The 18,624-nt window shown below is 71.8% G+C and carries 15 protein-coding genes; 8 read left to right on the forward strand and 7 right to left on the reverse strand.

Going from position 1 to position 18,624, the window contains the following annotated elements; translation table 11 throughout:
• The first annotated feature begins 133 nt into the window (after positions 1-133).
• Genes OG452_RS30490 through OG452_RS30505 form a run of 4 tightly spaced genes read left to right on the forward strand, consistent with a single transcriptional unit; the run spans position 134 to position 4,361 of the window.
• Positions 134-2,932, forward strand: a complete 2,799-nt coding sequence (locus OG452_RS30490) for a nitrate- and nitrite sensing domain-containing protein (protein ID WP_327298764.1) — start codon at positions 134-136, stop codon at positions 2,930-2,932.
• Positions 2,929-3,366, forward strand: coding sequence for a roadblock/LC7 domain-containing protein (locus OG452_RS30495; RefSeq protein WP_327298765.1), 438 nt, complete (start codon positions 2,929-2,931; stop codon positions 3,364-3,366). Before OG452_RS30490 ends, OG452_RS30495 begins: the two co-directional genes overlap by 4 nt.
• 10 nt (positions 3,367-3,376) lie before the next feature.
• A complete protein-coding gene (locus OG452_RS30500; RefSeq protein ID WP_327298766.1) occupies positions 3,377-3,775 on the forward strand; it encodes a DUF742 domain-containing protein in 399 nt (132 codons plus the stop codon).
• Positions 3,756-4,361, forward strand: a complete 606-nt coding sequence (locus tag OG452_RS30505) for a GTP-binding protein (protein ID WP_327298767.1) — start codon at positions 3,756-3,758, stop codon at positions 4,359-4,361. Before OG452_RS30500 ends, OG452_RS30505 begins: the two co-directional genes overlap by 20 nt.
• Before the next feature lie 190 nt (positions 4,362-4,551).
• On the opposite strand, the gene OG452_RS30510 is transcribed toward OG452_RS30505, so the two are convergent.
• From OG452_RS30510 to OG452_RS30520, 3 genes are all read right to left on the reverse strand, one after another.
• The gene (locus tag OG452_RS30510; RefSeq protein ID WP_327298768.1) at positions 4,552-5,742 is read right to left on the reverse strand and encodes a lipid-transfer protein; all 1,191 of its coding nucleotides are present in this window, start codon (positions 5,740-5,742) and stop codon (positions 4,552-4,554) included.
• Positions 5,739-6,203, reverse strand: coding sequence for a Zn-ribbon domain-containing OB-fold protein (locus tag OG452_RS30515; protein ID WP_327298769.1), 465 nt, complete (start codon positions 6,201-6,203; stop codon positions 5,739-5,741). The genes OG452_RS30510 and OG452_RS30515 overlap by 4 nt, the downstream gene beginning before the upstream one ends.
• 299 nt (positions 6,204-6,502) lie before the next feature.
• Positions 6,503-7,312, reverse strand: a complete 810-nt coding sequence (locus tag OG452_RS30520; RefSeq protein ID WP_327298770.1) for a M15 family metallopeptidase — start codon at positions 7,310-7,312, stop codon at positions 6,503-6,505.
• Between the two features lie 63 nt (positions 7,313-7,375).
• Here OG452_RS30520 and OG452_RS30525 point away from each other — a divergent pair, with 63 nt between their 5' ends.
• Positions 7,376-7,909: an NUDIX domain-containing protein gene (locus tag OG452_RS30525; RefSeq protein ID WP_327298771.1), complete on the forward strand. Its 534-nt coding sequence runs from the start codon at positions 7,376-7,378 to the stop codon at positions 7,907-7,909.
• Positions 7,910-8,021: 112 nt separating this feature from the next.
• On the opposite strand, the gene OG452_RS30530 is transcribed toward OG452_RS30525, so the two are convergent.
• Positions 8,022-10,373, reverse strand: a complete 2,352-nt coding sequence (locus OG452_RS30530) for a glycoside hydrolase family 31 protein (RefSeq protein ID WP_327298772.1) — start codon at positions 10,371-10,373, stop codon at positions 8,022-8,024.
• A gap of 217 nt (positions 10,374-10,590) precedes the next feature.
• Here OG452_RS30530 and OG452_RS30535 point away from each other — a divergent pair, with 217 nt between their 5' ends.
• A complete protein-coding gene (locus tag OG452_RS30535) occupies positions 10,591-12,564 on the forward strand; it encodes an acetoacetate--CoA ligase (RefSeq protein ID WP_327298773.1) in 1,974 nt (657 codons plus the stop codon).
• An 18-nt stretch (positions 12,565-12,582) separates the two neighbouring features.
• Here OG452_RS30535 and OG452_RS30540 read toward each other — a convergent pair whose 3' ends face one another.
• Positions 12,583-13,902: an aminotransferase class I/II-fold pyridoxal phosphate-dependent enzyme gene (locus tag OG452_RS30540; protein WP_327298774.1), complete on the reverse strand. Its 1,320-nt coding sequence runs from the start codon at positions 13,900-13,902 to the stop codon at positions 12,583-12,585.
• A gap of 112 nt (positions 13,903-14,014) precedes the next feature.
• Here OG452_RS30540 and OG452_RS30545 point away from each other — a divergent pair, with 112 nt between their 5' ends.
• Together OG452_RS30545 and OG452_RS30550 are read left to right on the forward strand one after the other, a co-directional pair.
• The gene (locus OG452_RS30545; protein WP_327298775.1) at positions 14,015-15,223 is read left to right on the forward strand and encodes an MFS transporter; all 1,209 of its coding nucleotides are present in this window, start codon (positions 14,015-14,017) and stop codon (positions 15,221-15,223) included.
• Between the two features lie 22 nt (positions 15,224-15,245).
• Positions 15,246-16,130, forward strand: a complete 885-nt coding sequence (locus OG452_RS30550) for a hypothetical protein (protein WP_327298776.1) — start codon at positions 15,246-15,248, stop codon at positions 16,128-16,130.
• Between the two features lie 110 nt (positions 16,131-16,240).
• Here OG452_RS30550 and ptsP read toward each other — a convergent pair whose 3' ends face one another.
• Entirely contained in the window at positions 16,241-17,911 is a 1,671-nt protein-coding gene (ptsP, locus tag OG452_RS30555) for a phosphoenolpyruvate--protein phosphotransferase (RefSeq protein WP_327298777.1), read from the reverse strand.
• A gap of 79 nt (positions 17,912-17,990) precedes the next feature.
• The gene (locus tag OG452_RS30560; protein ID WP_327298778.1) at positions 17,991-18,440 is read right to left on the reverse strand and encodes a PTS sugar transporter subunit IIA; all 450 of its coding nucleotides are present in this window, start codon (positions 18,438-18,440) and stop codon (positions 17,991-17,993) included.
• Positions 18,441-18,624 lie beyond the last annotated feature (184 nt).

Raw genomic sequence — 18,624 nt, forward strand, 5'->3', positions numbered from 1 at the left:
GTGATCAACTCCTCTGCGGTCGGCTGAAAATAGACCGGACGTCTCTTCGAGTTGCCTGTGCGGCAGTAGTAGGCTCACGCCGTTTGTTGACGGAACACCACCCCCGCCGGGCGGGGTTGAGCTGGGGGAGGCCATGCGCTTTCGCGGGAAGTCCATCCGCAGGAAGATCGTGGCGCTGTTGCTGGTCCCACTTGTCGCGTTGACGGCGATCTGGACGTTCTCCGTCTATCTCACCGGCCGGGACGCCCTGCAACTGATGCGCACCGGAACTGTCCACAAGAGCGTGGCGCACCCGCTCGTCGTCGCCCTTGGGTCGGTGGAGGAGGAACGCTCCCTGACCCTGCGCCAGCTGGTCGATCCGGGAGCCTCGGACACCCAGTCCCAACTGCGCACCCAGCGCGCGGACACCGACGCGGCCGTGGCCCAGCTGCGCAGCAGCTCCGCGCGGAGTGACGCCCGTTCCGCGATGGGCGCGCACTCCGAACGGCAACTGCGCAACGTACTCGACGGGTTCGCGGGACTCGGTTCGCTGCGGCACAACACCGGCGACCACGAGGTGACCCGGCGCGAGGCGTACGACCAGTACAACCGGCTCTGCGACCAGGCGCTCGACTTCCTGGCCGACCTGCCCACCCTGCAGAACTCAGGGCTCGACAAGGAGGCGCGCGGCCTCGTCGGCGTCAGCCGGGCCCGTGAGTCCCTCTCGCGTGAGGACGCGCTCCTCGGTTCCGCCCTCACATCCGGACGGCTCGACTCCAGTGACCTGCGCGACATCTCGGACCTCGTCACCGCACGCGAGGTGTACTACACGGACAGCCTCCCCTCGCTGCCGGGCCGGGCGGGCGACGCGTACAGGGAGTACTGGAGCGGACCCGCGACCATCCCGGTGCGCACCGCCGAATCCACCGTGCTGGGCAAGAGCCCCGGCAGCTCCTCCATCACGGGCTCCGCGTCCCGCTGGACCACCGACGCCGACCGGACGCTCAGCCATCTCGACACGCTGGGAACCGAGGCCCGCAAGGACTTCCAGAACCGGGTGAGGCCCGCGGCCGTCGGCGTCTTCGCCAAGGCCGGGATCGCGGCACTGCTCGGCGTCGGCGGACTGCTGGTCTCCCTGGTGGTGTCCGTGCGCATCGGCCGCGAACTGATCCGCGACCTCAGCAGACTGCGCAAGGAGGCCCACGAGGTCTCCGGGGTGCGGCTGCCCGCCGTGATGCGCCGGCTCGCGGCCGGGGAGCAGGTCGACATCGAAACCGAGGCGCCGCGCCTTGAGTACGCGAAGGACGAGGTCGGCCAGGTCGGCCTGGCCCTCAACACCGTCCAGCGGGCCGCCGTCGAAGCAGCGGTGCGCCAGGCGGACCTGCGCCGCGGGGTCTCCGACGTCTTCGTCAACCTCGCCCGCCGCAACCAGGTCCTGCTGCACCGCCAGCTGACGCTGCTGGACAGCATGGAGCGCCGTACGGAGGACACCGAGGAACTCGCCGACCTGTTCCGCCTCGACCACCTCACCACCCGTATGCGACGGCACGCCGAGGGCCTGGTGATCCTCTCCGGAGCCTCACCCTCCCGGCAGTGGCGCAAGCCGGTCCAGCTGATGGACGTCGTACGAGCGGCGGTCGCCGAGGTCGAGGACTACGAGCGGGTCGAGGTACGGCGGCTGCCGAGGATCGGGGTCGGCGGCCCCGCCGTCGCCGACCTCACGCACCTCATCGCCGAACTCCTGGAGAACGCCACGGTCTTCTCGCCCCCGCACACAGCGGTGCAGGTGCTGGGCGAGCGAGTCGCCAACGGCTTCACCCTGGAGATCCACGACCGCGGACTCGGTATCGCGCCCGACGCGCTGCTCGACGCCAATCTCCGTCTCGCCGAGACCCCCGAGTTCGAGCTGTCCGACACCGACCGGCTCGGCCTCTTCGTAGTGAGCAGGCTCGCGCAGCGGCAGAATGTGCGGGTCTCGCTCCAGCCCTCACCGTACGGCGGCACCACCGCCGTCATCTTCATCCCGGTGGCGCTGCTCACCGACGCCCCCGACAGTGATGCCCCGGACACCGACGGCACGGACGCCGGGTCCGGTATCGACGGCGCCGGATTCCGCTCCGACCGGCGGTCCGTCCACCGGCCGGGACCGCGCTCCGGGCTCGCACCGGTGCCCACCGCAGGGCGCACCCCGGTGTCCGTGATCGACGGGCCCGTCGAACTGGAGCCGCCGGTAGACCCGTTGACGTTCGACGACACGGCGGATCTGGACGACGAGGACAGCGCACCGGGCGGGATCTTCCGCAACCGCGCCGTGGCCCCGGCACCCGACCAGCACCAGCAGACCCCCGACGAAGGCGCGGCGCCGCAGAGCGCCACACGTCCCGCCGGTCCGGCCGGACTGCCCCGGCGCCGTAAACCCGGACAGCCGACCCTCGTCTCCGACCACGGGCGCAGGGTCGACATCCCGGCACCACCGCGGACCGATCCGTTGCGGAGGGAACCGCCGCGGAGCAAACCGCAGAGGACCGATACGCCGCCGACCGATACGCCGCCGACCGATACGCCGAGGGCCGAGCCGTCGCGGATCGAACCCCGGCGGGCCGGACTCCCGCAGCGCGTACCCCGGCGGACCGAACCGTCGAGGACCGACCCCTCGCAGCCCGGACCACCGCGCACCGGCCCCCCGGTGGCAGGCCCCGGCGGGCTGCCCCGCAGAGTTCGCCAGGCGAATCTGGCCCCGCAGCTGAGAGGCGTGCCCGCAGCCGAACCGGCCACGGCGGACGACGATGAACGCGACGCGGACGAGGTACGCAGCCGGATGGCATCGCTCCAGCGTGGCTGGCAGCGGGGCCGCCGCGACAACGCCGCACAGGACTCGGCAGAATCAGCCGCAGTCGGCACCGGACCGGCCGGCACAGCACCAGGAACCACATCGGAGGGGACCGGTCGATGACCGTACCGAACGCAGCAGCACATAACGCCGCAGGGAGCCCCGGTGAGCTCAACTGGCTCCTCGACGAGCTCGTCGACCGGGTCGGCAGCATCCGCAAGGCGCTGGTCCTCTCGGGAGACGGCCTGGCGACCGGCACCTCGAAGGACCTGACCCGGGAGGACGGCGAGCACCTGGCAGCCGTCGCATCCGGTTTCCACAGCCTGGCCAAGGGCGTCGGACGCCACTTCGAGGCGGGCAAGGTCCGCCAGACCGTCGTGGAGCTGGACGAGGCATTCCTCTTCATCACGGCAGCGGGCGACGGCAGTTGCCTCGCCGTGCTGGCCGACGCGGACTCCGACGTCGGCCTGGTGGCGTACGAGATGACGCTGATGGTGAAGCGGGTCGGTGCCCACCTCGCGACGGCCCCGCGGAGCGGGCTCACCGCAGGAGGTTGAGGGGGACACCATGAGTGACGCGGGCCGACCACCGGCGCACCACTGGTTCGACGACGACGCGGGCCCCGTGGTCCGGCCGTACGCCATGACACGCGGCCGTACCGGTTCCGACGGCGGCCACCGTCTCGACCTGATCGCACTGGTCGTCCCGGAGCCGGCCGCCGACGACCCGGGCAGGGACCAGACACTCTCGCCCGAGCATGTGGACATCGTCGAGCGCTGCAGCACCGCACCGCAGTCCATCGCCGAACTCGCGGCCGACTTCGACCTGCCCGTGGGGGTGGTGCGGGTCCTTGTCGGCGACCTCGTCGACGACGAACTCGTCCGTGTGACCCAGCCAGTACCGCCGGCGGAACTGCCGGATGTCAGCATTCTTCGCGAGGTAATCAATGGCCTTCGGGCGCTCTAGCCGCAACCAGCAGTTCGTCGAACCGGTGACCCTCAAGATCCTGGTGGCGGGCGGCTTCGGTGTGGGAAAGACCACGCTGGTGGGTGCGGTCAGCGAGATCAAGCCGCTGCGCACCGAGGAGACCCTGAGCGAGGCGGGCCGCCCGGTGGACTCCACCGACGGCGTGGAACAGAAGACCACCACCACTGTCGCCATGGACTTCGGCCGCATCACGCTCAAGGAGGACCTGGTCCTCTATCTGTTCGGCACACCGGGCCAGGACCGCTTCTGGTTCCTCTGGGACGAGCTGGCGCAGGGTGCGCTGGGTGCGGTCGTCCTTGCCGATACCCGCCGCTTAGCAGACTGCTTCGCGGCCGTCGACTACTTCGAGCGCCGCTCCATCCCGTTCACCGTGGCGGTCAACTGCTTCGACGGTGCGGACCGTTACCCCGGGGAGACCGTGCGGTCGGCGCTCGACCTCGACCCCGATGTGCCCGTCCTGATGTGTGACGCGCGGGACCGGGAGACGGTGAAGGAGGTCCTGGTGGCCGTCGTGGAGCACGCCATGGCCCTCGCCTCCGGAGCCCGCGCGCACGCCGTCACCTAAGGGCTGTCCCGCAATTCCCGGCGGGCGCGCGACGACAGCTACGGCACCTCGCCGCGTTGTCGGAACGTCCACATACATCCAGTATGCGGACGCCCCTCCGCCTTGCGATGCACCGCATCTGACGCCGCGCGCTGATCCACCAGGAATTGCGGGACAGCCCTTAGGGCCTCCGGTTGGGGACCACGGCCGCTCAGCGGACGGCGATCACCGACGACCCGTGCCCGAACAGTCCCTGGTTGGCGGTGATCGCCGCGCGCGCCCCCGGCACCTGACGCGCGCCGGCCCGGCCCCGCAGCTGCCAGGTCACTTCGCAGACCTGCGCGATGGCCTGGGCGGGCACCGCCTCACCGAACGAGGCCAGACCGCCGCTGGTGTTGACCGGCACACGCCCGCCGAGCGCGGTGGCACCCTCCCGTACGAGCTTCGCGCCCTCACCCGGCGCGCAGAGCCCGATGTCCTCGTACCACTCCAGTTCCAGGGCGGTCGACAGGTCGTAGACCTCGGCCAGCGAGAGGTCCTCGGGGCCGGCCCCCGCCTCCTCGTACGCCGCACGCGCGATGGAGGCGCGGAAGGACTCCGCGGGGGCCGCCACGGCGGTGGACGAGTCGGTGGCGATGTCCGGCAGGTCGAGGACGGTCCTCGGATAGGTCGGGGTGACGGTGGACACCGCACGGATACGGACTGGGTCGGCCACCCCGTGCCGGCGCGCGAACGCCATGCTGGTGAGTACGAGAGCGGCCGCGCCGTCGGAGGTCGCACAGATGTCGAGCAGCCGCAGCGGGTCGGCGATCACCGGGGAAGCGGCCACGTCGTCGAGGCCGACCGGCTGGCGGTAGCGGGCGCTGGGGTTGAGCACACCCGCCGCCGCGTTCTTCACCTTCACCCGTGCGAAGTCTTCGAGGGTGTCGCCGTACATGGCCATCCGGCGGCGGGCGTACAGCGCGAAGTACGCCGGGTTGGTGGCCCCCAGCACCCGGAACCGCAGCCAGTCGGGGTCGTCGGGCCGCTCACCGCCCGCGGGGGCGAAGAACCCCTTCGGTGCGGAGTCCGCGCCGACCACCAGCGCCACATCGGCCATCCCGGCGAGGATCTGGGCCCTGGCCGTACTGATGGCCTGCGCCCCGGAGGCGCAGGCCGCGTACACGCTGGTGACACGCGCTCCCTGCCACCCCAGTGCCCGCGCGAAGGTCGCCCCCGCCACGTACCCGGGATAGCCGCAGCGCACTGTGTCAGCGCCGACCACCGACTGCACGTCCTGCCAGCCGATCCCGGCGTCCGCCAGCGCGGAACGGGCCGCCGCCGTCCCGTACTCGATGAAGCTCCGCCCCCACTTGCCCCACGCGTGCATCCCGGCCCCGAGGACCGCTATGTCGCCGGTCATGAGCGCGCCTCCGGCGGCGTCGGCACCGGCCGCCAGTGCCAGGTGGTCCAGGTTGTCTCCGTGTCCTCGTTGAGCACGCCGGGTACGGCTTCGACCAGGGCGCCGACCGCCAGATCCGAGAGTGCCACGTCCGGCGCGGCCTGCCCGAGCACGACCATGCCCTCCGCTTCGAGCTCGACGGCGACCAGGGTGTACGGCTCCCACTCCACGGCGGGATCCGAGACGTAGGGCGCGGGCGGCCGGTACCGGCCGTCGGTGTACGACCAGACGCGGCCGCGCTTGGAGAGCGGCACCTCCGCCAGCTCCCCGCTCTGACAGCCGGGGTTGCGGCAGAAGGTGTCCTCGCGCGGGAAGAAGACGGCGGAACAGGCTGAGCACCGGGTGCCCAGCAGCCGGAAGTCGTCCTCCCCGGCATCGGCCGTGAACCATCCGGCCACCACGGGTGTGCGCGTGCGCGTCAAAATCCCTCCCGGCGTCAGCGTCCGACAGTAACCTGACGGTACGTCAGAATTGCCAGTGTGCCATGGGTCAGCCGTTCTCCGCGAGCCACTTGGCGGCTGTGGCACAGCCCGTTCGTGGTCGCGGCTGTCGGCATGCTCCTGTCGGCCGAGGTCTACCTGGTCCTGGCACCCAGGTGCCGCACCCGCATGGGCCGCGCCTGAACGCCCCCGGCCTGCCGGGACTTGACGTAGCAGGCAACGCCCCGCGCCCGGGCGGTGCGCCTACGCGACCGCAGCGTGCAGCCGCTTCTCCTCCGATGTCATCGGTGCCCGGCCACCGAGCGCCACGCGACCGGGAAGTCGAAGTACCGGTCGGGGTACACCTCCGGCTGGTAGGTGAAGTGCCACCACTCCTCGGGGAGGTTGACGAAGCCGACGGCGCCGAGGGTGGTCCGCAGCAGGTCGCGATTGGTGCGCTGGACGCCCTTGATCCGCGGGTCGTCGGTGTGCGCGAGAGTGTCGAAGCAGTCGAACCCGGTCCCCATGTCGATGGAGTTGTCCGGGAAGCGCTGCGCCTTCGGTGCGTAGCAGGGGGCCAGTGGCTGTCCGTGACGGTACGGACGGGTCGGCAGGGCCGGGAGCTTCACCAGCGTGAGATCCATGGTGCTGCCCCGGCTGTGGCCGGACTTCTCCGCGATGTAACCGTCCGCGAAGAGCCTCGACTTGTCGACCCGTGGATAAAACTCCGCCTTCATCGCCAGCGCGTCCGGGTCCTCGGCCCAGCGCACGAAGTTGTCGACGGCCCGCTGGGGCCGGTAGCAGTCGTAGACCTTGAGCGAGTAGCCCCGGCGGCGCAGTTTCGTCTGGGCGCGGTGCAGGGCCTGCGCGGCGGGGCGGGTGAGGATGCACAGGGGCTGGTCGTAGCCGTCGACCGGTGCGCCCGTGAAGTTGTGCTCGTACGGGTAGCGCATCTCCTGGATGATCGTCGGGTCCACCGAGCGCAGAGCGACGAAGTCCCCGGGCGCCCGCGGTTCCCGCTGGGCCCCGGCGGCGGGCGTGACGGAGGAGAGGGTGAGCAGGGCGGCGGCGGCCACGGCCAGGGACCGTGCGGCGGAGGTCAGTCGTGTCATGGGCATTCCATCTATCAGGTGAACGGCCCGGAGGGGAAGAGCGATCGGCTACAGTCCGCGTCCATGAACGAGCCTGTCGACCAACCTTCGGACGAGCCTGTCAGGGATTCCCACTGTTCGAGCTGCGGCGCCCCGTTCGCCGCCGCCGGATGGCCCCGCACCTGCCCGTCCTGCGGGACCACGGCCTACCGCAACCCGCTGCCCGTCGCCGTGGCGCTGCTACCGGTACGGGACGGGCAGGGCGCCGGACTCGTCGTCATCACCCGGACCAACGAGCCGCAGGCCGGCGGGATCGCCCTGCCCGGCGGCTTCATCGACGGCACCGAAACGTGGCAGCACGCGGTCGTGCGTGAGCTGCGGGAGGAGACGGGCATCCTCGCCCGGCAGCAGGACGTACGGCTGGCCGACGCGCGCAGTTCGCCGGGCGGCCATCTGCTGCTCTTCGGCCTGCTCCCGGAACGCGAGGCGGCCGCCCTTCCGCCGTCCGTGCCCACCGACGAGACGGCGGGCCGGCACATCCTCCGGGAGCCCACGGACCTCTGCTTTCCGCTGCACACCGCGGTTGTCCGGAACTGGTTCGCCGGACGGTACGGCTGAATCCGGGGCCCTGGCTGGGCCCGACGGAGCCGAATCTCCCTGCGAACGCTGCGACAACGCGGCGACACCCCTACGTTCCGAACCCCCGGACCTACGTTCCGGACCCCCGGACCTAGATTCCGGACCCCCGCACCCGCACCTGGCAACCCGGCTCCACCGCCCCCTCGGCCACCACGCGCCGGACCACCACCCGGCCGTCCTGCAGTGCTGTGGTGTAGCGCTCGACCTCCGGTTCCTCCCACCCGTCACCGGCGTCCCGGATGACCACCCCGCCCCCGGTACGCCCGGCGCCCGGCGCCCAGACCTCCAGTTCGGTACCGCCGTCGTCACCCCGGACCGGAATCACCGAACCGGCCCGCGCCAGCACCGGTATGCGCGACAGGGGCGCGTCCAGCACCACCTGCCCCGGCCCCTCGTGGGCCGCGCCGGTCGCCGTGTCGTACCACCGGCCCCGCGGCAGCCGCACCGCCCGTCGGTCGCCGCCGGGGTCGAGGACCGGAGCCACCAGCAGGCTGTCGCCGAGCAGGAAGGCGTCCTCGCAGTCCCGCAGGGCCCGGTCCCCGGGCGAACTCCACCAGACCGGCCGCACATACGGGGCGCCGGTCAGCCGGGACACGTGCGCCAGCGTCACGAAGTACGGGTGCAGCCGCTCCCGTTCCACCAGCGCCGCCCTCGCGTGCTCCAGGGTCTCCGTGCCGAACTCCCACGGCTCCCTGCGCCCGGCCAGGATCGCCGAGTGGGTGCGCAACAGCGGCAGGAAGGACGCCAGTTGGAGCCAGCGCAGATACAGCTCGGGGGAGGGGCTGCCGTCGAAACCGCCCACGTCGGGGCCCGAGTACGGCACGCCGCACAGACCGAGGCCCAGCACCAGCGACAGAGAGGCCCGCAGCCCCGGCCAGCCCGTCGTCACATCGCCCGACCAGGTCCCGCCGTACCGCTGCATCCCCGCCCACCCGGAGCGCGAGAACAGAAACGGGCGCTCATCGGGGCGCAGCGCCCGCAGCCCCTCGTAACCGGCCCGCGCCATCGTCAGGCCGTAGACGTTGTGGGCCTCCCGGTGGTCGCCCCCACGGCCCTCCAGGGCGTGCCGTGACGACAGCGGCAGCGTCGGATCGCCGAACGGGACGATGGAGGCGGGCTCGTTCATGTCGTGCCAGAAACCGGCGAAGCCCTGCGCGAGCCGCTCCGCGTACAGGCCGCCCCACCAGGCACGTACCTGCGGCGACGTGAAATCGGGGTAGACGCACTCACCCGGCCGGACAACCCCGCGCGCCGCCCCGCCCCGTGCCTCCCCGACGAAGGCGTCGGCGGCCAGCCCCTCCTCGTACAGGCGGTTGCCCGGTTCGGCCGGCACCGCCGGATCGACGATCGAGACCAGCCGTACGCCGTCCCTGCGCAGCTCTCCCGCGAGGCCCGGAAGATCGGGGAACCGCTCGCCGTCGACGGTGAAGACCTGATGCCGGTCGAAGTGGTCGACGTCCAGATGCAGCGCCGTCAGGGGCAGCCCGTGCTCCCGGTATCCGGCGACGACCCTGCGAACCTCCCGCGCACTGCCGAAGCCCCACCGCGCGTGCTGCGGCCCCAGCGCCCAGGACGGCGGGAGCGCGGGCCGCCCGGTCAGCGCCGTCCAGCCCAGCAGGACCCGCGCCGGGGTGCCGGCCACCACCCAGCAGCGCAGCGGACCGCCGCCCATGCGCACCTCGCTGGAGCCCGGCCTGTCATGCCCGGAGCCCGCGCCCTCCCGTCCCTCGGCCAGCAACACCCGGCCCTCCCGGGTGTTGTCGTGGAAGACCAGATGGGTCCCGGCGTCCGCGACCACCAGCTGCACCGGCATCGTGATGTACAGCGGGTCGTCACCGGGTCCGAAGCCACCGCGCGGATCGGTGTTCCACAGGTGGTACGTGCCGTCGCGCAGCCGGGGCCCCGAGGCCCGCCCGCCGAGTCCGAAGAAGCGGGCGTCGGCCGGGACCTCGGCCCGCTGCACCCAGCGCGCCGCACCGCCGGAGACCGGCTCCCACCAGCGCGGCGGCAGCTCACGGCGGATCCGCACACCGCCCGGCGTCAGGATCTCGACGGCCCCCAGCCGGGACACCGTGAGGGTCACCCGCTCCGAGACCACCCGCCACCCGCCGTCCTTGTCCGGTTCGAGGACGGCCCGGGGGTCCGCGTCCGGGGAGCCGGCCAGCGCGTACGAGGGAGTCGGCTCCGCGCCGTCCCACCCCCAGAAGACCGCGCCGCCCACCGCGACCCGTACCAGCAGCTCCGAGCGGGCGAACCGGACGACACCGCCGCCCGGCCGGTGCTCCACACCCGTCACCGCACCGGGCACCCGCGCCAGCTCGGGGCCGCGCGGCGCGAGCTCCGCAGCGTCCGTATGCCGTCTGCGCAGGGCCGTGCGCAGGGCCAGCCGCCCCCGAGCCGAACCGAACGCCTTCACCGAGCGGACCAGGCCGCGACCGTCCATGCTGATCACACTGCCATCCCGGCCCCGGGACGCGAGGGCCGTTCAACCGTCGTTCACCTCGCCCTTGACCAGATGTTCACCATGCCGACGTCGGCCGGCCCGCCCTGGTGCGCGGGACGATCACATGGCATCGTCGCTGCCAGCCGTGTCACGCGCACACCCCTCGCACGTGCGCCGCCCCACACGCAACACCACGCGTACAGCCGGGAGCCGCCCCATGAACCCATCGAACGCCGCGCCCCTCTGGCAGCCCAGCCAGGAACGGATCGACGCTGCCAGGATCACCCGCTTCCAGGCGTGGGCCGCCGAGCGGTACGGCGCACCCACCGACGGCGGGTACGCGGCCCTGCACCGCTGGTCGGTCGAGGAGCTCGCCACTTTCTGGGAGGCGGTCGCCGACTGGTTCGGCATCCGGTTCACAGCCCCGTACGAGAGCGTGCTCGCCGACCGTTCCATGCCGGGCGCCCGGTGGTTCCCCGGAGCCACCGTCAACTACGCGGAACACGCCCTGCGGACCGCCGCCGACCCGGCCCGCGCGCAGGAACCCGCCCTGCTGTACGTCGACGAGAGCCAGGACCCGCAGCCCGTCAGCTGGTCCGAACTGCGCCGCCAGGTAGGAGCGCTCGCCGCCGAACTGCGCGCACTGGGCGTACGCCCCGGCGACCGCGTCAGTGGCTACCTGCCCAACATCCCGCAGGCCGTCACCGCGCTGCTCGCCACAGCCGCCGTCGGTGCGGTCTGGACCTCCTGCGCCCCCGACTTCGGCGCCCGGAGCGTCCTCGACCGCTTCCAGCAGGTCGAACCGGTCGTCCTGTTCGCCGTCGACGGCTACCGCTACGGCGGCAAGTCCCACGACCGGCGCGACACCGTCGCCGAACTCCGCGCCGAACTGCCCACCCTGCGCGCCGTGATCCATATCCCGCTGCTCGGCACCCCGGCACCGGACGGCGCGCTCGACTGGTCCGCCGTCACATCCGGCGACGCCGAGCCGGTGTTCGAGCAGGTCCCCTTCGACCACCCGCTCTGGGTGCTCTACTCCTCGGGCACGACCGGACTCCCCAAGGCCATCGTGCAGTCCCAGGGCGGCATCCTGATCGAGCACCTCAAACAGCTCGGCCTGCACTGCGACCTCGGTCCTGGCGACCGCTTCTTCTGGTACACCTCCACCGGCTGGATGATGTGGAACTTCCTCGTCTCCGGCCTGCTCACCGGCACCACGATCGTCCTGTACGACGGCAGCCCCGGCTTCCCCGGCACCGACGCGCAGTGGCGCATCGCCGAAGCCACCGGGGCAACGCTCTTCGGCACGTCCGCCGCCTACGTCATGGCCTGCCGCAAGGCGGGCGTCCAACCCGCACGCGACCACGACCTCTCCCGCGTCAAGTGCGTCGCGACGACCGGCTCCCCGCTCCCGCCCGACGGATTCCGCTGGCTCCACGAAGCGGCGGGAGAAGATCTCTGGATCGCCTCGGTCAGCGGCGGTACGGACGTGTGCAGCTGCTTCGCGGGCGCCGTGCCCACCCTCCCTGTCCATATCGGCGAACTCCAGGCGGCCGGCCTCGGGACCGACCTCCAGGCCTGGGACCCGCAGGGCCGGCCGCTCATCGACGAGGTCGGGGAACTCGTCGTCACCAACCCCATGCCGTCCATGCCGATCCGCTTCTGGAACGACCCCGACGGCAGCCGCTACCTGAGCAGTTACTTCGAGACGTACCCCGGAGTCTGGCGGCACGGCGACTGGATCACGATCACCGGACACGGCTCCGTGATCATCCACGGACGCTCGGACTCCACTCTCAACCGGCAGGGCGTCCGGATGGGATCCGCCGACATCTACGAAGCGGTCGAGCGGCTCCCCGAGATCCGCGAGTCACTGGTCATCGGGGTCGAAGAGCCCGACGGCGGCTACTGGATGCCGCTCTTCGTGCACCTCGCCCCGGGCACCCCGCTCGACGACGGCCTCCGGCTGCGCATCAAGCAGACGATCCGCGAGCAGCTCTCGCCGCGCCACGTCCCCGACGAGATCATCGAGGTCCCCGGGGTCCCGCACACCCTCACCGGCAAGCGGATCGAGGTCCCGGTGAAACGGCTGCTCCAGGGCGCGGCGCTCGACAAGGCGGTCAACCCCGGCTCGGTCGACAACCTCGAACTGCTGCACTTCTACGAGAAGCTGGCCCGCGACCGCGGCTGACGACCGCGCCCCCGGACCTCAACCCCCGTACGTGGCCTCGGACTCGTCCAGCACCTCCGCGAAGTCCGAGGCCAGCGCGGCCGCGTCGGGCCCGGTGAGGGTGGCCGTCGTGATCCGTACGGCCGGGGGAGCGGCGATACGGAACCGCGCACCCGCCGCGATCCACCAGCCGCGCGACCGCATACCGTTGACCACCGCCGACTCGTCCCGCACCGGCACCCAGACATTGAGCCCGCTCGCCCCGTGCGCGGCGATCCCCAGCTCCCCGAGTTGTGCGATCAGAGCTTCCCTGCGCTCCGTGTACGTGCGTCCGGCCCGCGCCACCAGTGTGCGCACCGGCTCAGCGGACATCGCCCGCACGACCGTCTCCTGCAGCAGATGGCTGACCCAGCCGGACGTCAGCAGCATCCGGCCGTCGTGGCGAGCCAGCGTCGTCGCATCGCACGCCACCGCTGCCCAGCGCAGATCGATCCCCAGATGCTTGGAGACGGTCCGCACCTGGGCCCAGCGGGCCAGACCGCCCGAAGCCAGCGGGAACGGCGCCGCGCCCGCGACATCGGCGTTGTGGTCGTCCTCGATAACCAGCACATCGGGAGACCCCGCCAGCACATCGAGGAGCGCCGCCCGGCGCTCCGCGGAGAAGCAGCCGCCGACCGGACTCTGCCCCCGCGGACTGCACACCACGGCGCGCGCACCGGCGCGCAGCGCGGCGCGCAGGGCGTCCGGGCGGATCCCCTCGTCGTCCACCGCGACCGGAGCCATCCGCAGCCCCAACGCCGGTACGAGATCGAGGAGATGGTGAAACCCCGGATCCTCCACGGCGACCGTGTCACCCGGTTTCAGCTCCACCGAGAGCAGCCGCGCCATGCAGTCGAGCGCCCCGTGCGAGAACGTCACCCGGTCGTGCGGCACCCCGTCCCGCGCGAACCACTCCCGAGCCGGCTCCTCCAGGGCGGGCAGCCGCGGTGAACCCCGGTGCGAGCCCCGCACCGGGTCGACCCGCCGGGGCGGCAGCAGTACGGGAAGGAGCGCCGGGTCGGGATACCCACCGGCCAGGTCACGCACCCCCGGCGGCACCTTGGGCGGCCGTCGCGAGCCCACAGCCGGGGTCCGCGCCACCACCGTGCCGCCCCGGCCGCGCGTGACCACGATGCCGCGCTGCCGCAGCTCCCGGTACGCCATGGCGACCGTGCCGGGGCTCACACCGAGCCCCTCGGCCAGCCTGCGCACCGGTGGCAGGGCGTCCCCAGGGCCCAACGCGCCCTCGGCGACGCCCTGTTCGACCGAGGCGGAAATATCCCTGGCTGTCGTACCACTGATCGCATATTGTGTTGCCACATAGATGAGTATGTATCAGTACGTAACTTTGGGTCAAGGGGGAACAGTGAGTCCGAGCCGGCGTCGAGCAGCACTGTACGAACGGATCCCGGGGGGCCAGGACGGCCGCCGGATGCTCTGGATCGCCCTCATCAACAAAGTGGGCACCGGGCTCTGGATGGGCGCCGCCGCGCTCTACTTCACTCTCGTCGCCGGCCTCTCCGTCGCCCAGGTCGGCATCCTCATGGGGGTCTCGGGGGTCGCAGGCATCGCGGGCGCACCGCTGGCCGGCCACCTCGCCGACCGGTTCCCCCTCACCCGGGTCCTGGTGACCGCCCAGGTGCTGCAGGCACTGGCCCTGCTCGCGCTGCTCACCACACACAACTTCACGCTGATGCTCATCTACTCCGCCGTCGGCAGCCTCGGCGACCGCGGATCCAACGTCCTCACCAGGCTCTACTCGGCCCGGGTGAGCGGAACCGACCGCATCCGCTACCAGGCGGTCCAGCGCACGGTCTCCAACGCGGGCTGGGCCATCGGCGGCCTCGCCGCCGCCGTCACGCTCGGCATCGGGACCACCCACGCCTACTACGGCCTGCTCATCGGCAACGCCGTGTCGTACGCCGTGGTCGCGGCCCTCACCCTCCGCTGCGCCGAACCGCAGGCGCCCTCCAGGGTCGTCACGGGTTCACAGGAACCGGCCCCCGCGGCCCCGCCGCCCAACCCCTGGCGCGACCGCGCGTTCCTGCTCTTCACGGCGACCGAGACGATGCTCTTCCTCGACGACGCCGTGCTACAGGTCGGTATGCCGCTGTGGATCGTCCACGCCACCACGGCCCCGCACGGCCTGGCGCCCCTGCTGATGGTCCTCAACTGCGTGATGGTCGTCTTCTGCCAGGTACCGCTCAGCCGGTTCGCCTCCACCCCGCAGTCGGCCCGCACCCTCCTGATACCGCTCGCCGGCTCCTTCACGGTCGGCTGCCTCGCCATGACCGCGTCGTCGCACGGCGGCACCTGGGCAGCCGTCACCGCACTGCTCGTCGCCGCGATCGCGCTGACCTTCGCCGAGATGCTGCACTCCACGGCCTCCTGGGAACTCTCGGTCACCCTCGCCGCCGGCGAGGCACAGGGCGCCTACCTCGGAGTGCACGGTCTGGCCTCCTCCGCCCAGCGCAGCGGCGGCCCCCTGCTCGTCACGGCGGTCATCGCCGCAGGTCCGCCGGGATGGCTCGGGCTCGCCGCCGGCGTCGTGGCGACCTGCGCGGCCCAGAGCCGCCTGGTGCGGTCCCGGCTGTCCGCAACGGCGTTGTCAGTGCCCCCGGTTACTGTGAGTGAGCACTGATCGAGCGCGCTCAGGGGGAGTCATGGCGCAGACACACCGGACCGGATCCATGCGGCACGCACTGCGCCGCGAAGCACCGAGCACCGTCGGCCTGCTGGCCGACGAGCAGGACTTCGCGGTGATGCGGCGCTACCGCACCTTCACCTTCGACGACCACACGGCCTACCTCCAGCAGGTCGAGGGCCTGCTGCGGGCCCTCACCGCCGAGGAGGTGCACACGACGGTCGCACTCTTCGACCCGGAGGAGTACGAGGAGTTCTGCACGGCGACCGGACTCGACCCGGACTCGGCGGACAGCCGGACGCGCTTCACCGCGGGCATCGCGGCGGACGGGGCGACCGTCCCGTACACCGGGCAGCCCATCGACCGGCTGGTCCCGCTCCTCATCAACGCCGCGGTGTGCCGGGCCACTCTGGAGTACGCGACGCTGGTGCTGGCCGAGGCGGGGGAGTGCGCCGACTGCGGCCAGGACATCGGCGCGACCTCCTTCGACCGGGCCTCCCGGGCACTGAAGAGCCTGCTGGACGGCGCGGGGCCAGGGGTCCACCATCTCGTCTGCAGCATTCCCGCCGAGGCCGAACCGCTCTTCGCCGTCCTGCACGCCGAGAGCGGCGAAGGCCCCCGGGCCCGGCTCGACCGCGCGGAAGGCATGGCCTTCGTGACAGTGCTCGCCGCCGGTATGGCCTTGGAGAGCCCCGGCGGAATCGTCATCCGTACGACGGTGCCGGGCCAGGACGACAAGGTCCGCGGCTGGCGGCTCCACCGCGGCCGACTGCAACCGCTCACCGCGGGCGAGGTGTTCAGCGCCTACTGCACCGACGCCGACACGGGCGACCCGGTGGCACCGGAACCGGGCGTCGACTACTGCGCCGGCTACGCGATCCCCGAGGAGGACCCACACCACTGACCCAGGGGGCCACTGACCCCTGAGACCACGGGTCACCGACGCCCGAGGGGCTCCCGCCCGACACGGCAGGAAGCCCCTCGGACACCACCCGGCGCGGGAACCACGCGCGGCTACTCGCCGGACAGCACCGCCTGAGCGGCCCGCCGTGCTTCGTCCGCCGAGTCCGCGGCACGCGCCGCGGCAGCCGCGCGCTCGCACTGGGCGAGCGTGTGCTGCGCCAGCGTCGTACGGACATACGGAATGGCGGCCGCACCCATGGAAAGGCTGGTCACACCGAGACCGGTCAGTACACATGCGAGCGTTGGATCGGAGGCGGCCTCACCACAGACACCACAGCTCTTGGCCTCGGCCTTCGCGGCCTCGGCGGCCATCGACACCAGGTCGAGCAGCGCGGGCTGCCACGGATCCTGCAGCCGGGACACCGCACCGACCTGGCGGTCTGCCGCGAAGGTGTACTGCGCCAGGTCGTTGGTGCCCAGCGAAAGGAACTCCACCTCACGGAGGATGGACCGTGCCCGGAGCGCGGCGGACGGGATCTCCACCATCGCGCCGAACTTCGCGTGCAGCCCGGCCTGTCGGCAGGCGTCGGCGAACGCCTTGGCGTCGGCCCGGTCCGCCACCATCGGTGCCATGACCTCCAGATACACCGGCAGACCCTCAACTGCCCTGGCCAGCGCGGTCAACTGGGCGCGCAGCACATCCGGGTGGTCGAGGAGCGACCGCAGCCCCCGTACACCGAGGGCGGGATTCGGCTCGTCGGCCGGCGTCAGGAAGTCCAGCGGCTTGTCCGCCCCGGCGTCCAGCACCCGCACCACAACCCGGCTCTCCGGGAACGCCTCAAGCACCGAGCGGTACGCCTCGACCTGCTTCGCCTCCGACGGCGCCTTCGCGGAGTCGTCCAGGAACAGGAACTCGGTACGGAAGAGTCCGACGCCCTCCGCGCCTGCCTCCAGCGCAGCGGCGACATCGTCCGGCCCGCCGATATTGGCCAGCAGCGGCACCTTGTGGCCGTCCGATGTTGCCCCGGGACCGGTCGTAGCGGACAGCGCCGCCTTGCGGGCGGCGGCGGCGGAAACCAGCTCGGCTCGCTTCTCGTCGCTCGGCCGGACGAAGATCTCCCCCGTACTGCCGTCGACGGCCACGACGGTGCCCTCGGCCAGTTCGCCGGCACCGGGCAGGGCCACGACGGCCGGCACACCGAGCGCCCGGGCCAGGATCGCGCTGTGGCTGGTGGGCCCGCCCTCCTCGGTCACGAAACCGAGCACCAGCGCGGGGTCGAGCAGCGCGGTGTCCGCGGGAGCGAGATCCCGGGCGATCAGTACATACGGCTCGTCGCTGTCGGGCACACCCGGCATCGGCACACCCAGCAGCCGCGCGACGATACGGTTCCGAACGTCGTCCAGGTCCGCGACCCGGCCGGCGAGATACTCACCGGCACCGGCCAGCAGCGCCCGGTACGAGGCGAACGCGTCGTACACCCCGCGCTCGGCGGAACTGCCCACGGCGATACGCCGGTCGACATCAGCGATGAGCTCAGGGTCCTGGGCCATCATGGCCTGGGCCTCCAGCACGTGCTGTGCCTCACCGCCGGCCAGATTGCCCCGCGCGGTCAGATCGGCGGCCACGGCTTCCACGGCCTGCCGGGCGCGACCCTGTTCGCGTTCCGCGTCCTCGGCCGGGATCTGCTTGGCAGGCGGTTCGAGAACGGCCGTACCCATGTGCCTGACCTCGCCGATGGCCACACCGTGGCTCACGCCGACGCCTCGCAGCGTTGTCTGCATGTCACCCGTCTCCGTCTGTCGCGGCGCACTCCGGCGCCGGGGTGGTTGGACCGATGCACCTCTGTGTACGGCGCCGATGTCACTGCCAGCTGAAGAGCGACTCCCCGGCCGCGACGTGGCCGCTCTCCGAAACGTCCGAGAGGGAATCCGCAGTGGCCTCCAGCGCGACGACCGGGCAGATGGGGGACTTGCCGGCGGCCTCGACCGCAACCGGATCCCAGCGCACCATGGCCTGTCCGCGCGCCACGGTGTCCCCCTTGTTGACGAGCAGTTCGAAGCCCTCGCCGTTGAGCTGAACGGTGTCGATGCCGAGGTGCGTCAGCACTCCGTGCCCCTCTCCGTCGACGACGACGAAAGCATGTGGATGCAGGGAGACCACGATGCCGTCGACGGGTGACACCGCGTCCGACGGCTCGCGCACAGGGTCGATGGCAGTGCCGGGGCCCACCATCGCACCGGAGAAGACGGGGTCCGGCACCGCGGCCAGTCCAATCGCGCGTCCGGCGAGCGGGGATGTCACGCTGGTCATATAGGGGCCTCTCAGAGGGCTGCGTACTGTTTCAGCAGGGTAAGTCATAATAAGTCCCGGTTCCGCGCTGGAGCGGCGGGTTGACAGAACCGGGGTACGAGGCAAGCGATTTGCCTCGCCCTTGGGCGAGCTGTACTGTCGTACTCCTGCCTGGCCCCGCTGCGACTTCAAGTCGGGGGTCGGC

Source organism: Streptomyces sp. NBC_01197, from assembly GCF_036010505.1.
Taxonomy (GTDB): Bacteria; Actinomycetota; Actinomycetes; order Streptomycetales; family Streptomycetaceae; genus Streptomyces.

Excerpts from the sequence above, each read along its gene's own strand:
- OG452_RS30545 (WP_327298775.1), top strand. The coding sequence starts at position 14,015 with ATGCTCTGGATCGCCCTCATCAACAAAGTGGGCACCGGGCTCTGGATG.
- OG452_RS30500 (WP_327298766.1), top strand. The coding sequence starts at position 3,377 with ATGAGTGACGCGGGCCGACCACCGGCGCACCACTGGTTCGACGACGAC.
- OG452_RS30520 (WP_327298770.1), bottom strand. The coding sequence starts at position 7,312 with ATGACACGACTGACCTCCGCCGCACGGTCCCTGGCCGTGGCCGCCGCC.
- OG452_RS30560 (WP_327298778.1), bottom strand. The coding sequence starts at position 18,440 with ATGACCAGCGTGACATCCCCGCTCGCCGGACGCGCGATTGGACTGGCC.
- ptsP (WP_327298777.1), bottom strand. The coding sequence starts at position 17,911 with ATGCAGACAACGCTGCGAGGCGTCGGCGTGAGCCACGGTGTGGCCATC.
- OG452_RS30550 (WP_327298776.1), top strand. The coding sequence starts at position 15,246 with ATGGCGCAGACACACCGGACCGGATCCATGCGGCACGCACTGCGCCGC.
- OG452_RS30490 (WP_327298764.1), top strand. The coding sequence starts at position 134 with ATGCGCTTTCGCGGGAAGTCCATCCGCAGGAAGATCGTGGCGCTGTTG.
- OG452_RS30530 (WP_327298772.1), bottom strand. The coding sequence starts at position 10,373 with ATGGACGGTCGCGGCCTGGTCCGCTCGGTGAAGGCGTTCGGTTCGGCT.
- OG452_RS30525 (WP_327298771.1), top strand. The coding sequence starts at position 7,376 with ATGAACGAGCCTGTCGACCAACCTTCGGACGAGCCTGTCAGGGATTCC.
- OG452_RS30505 (WP_327298767.1), top strand. The coding sequence starts at position 3,756 with ATGGCCTTCGGGCGCTCTAGCCGCAACCAGCAGTTCGTCGAACCGGTG.
- OG452_RS30535 (WP_327298773.1), top strand. The coding sequence starts at position 10,591 with ATGAACCCATCGAACGCCGCGCCCCTCTGGCAGCCCAGCCAGGAACGG.
- OG452_RS30495 (WP_327298765.1), top strand. The coding sequence starts at position 2,929 with ATGACCGTACCGAACGCAGCAGCACATAACGCCGCAGGGAGCCCCGGT.
- OG452_RS30510 (WP_327298768.1), bottom strand. The coding sequence starts at position 5,742 with ATGACCGGCGACATAGCGGTCCTCGGGGCCGGGATGCACGCGTGGGGC.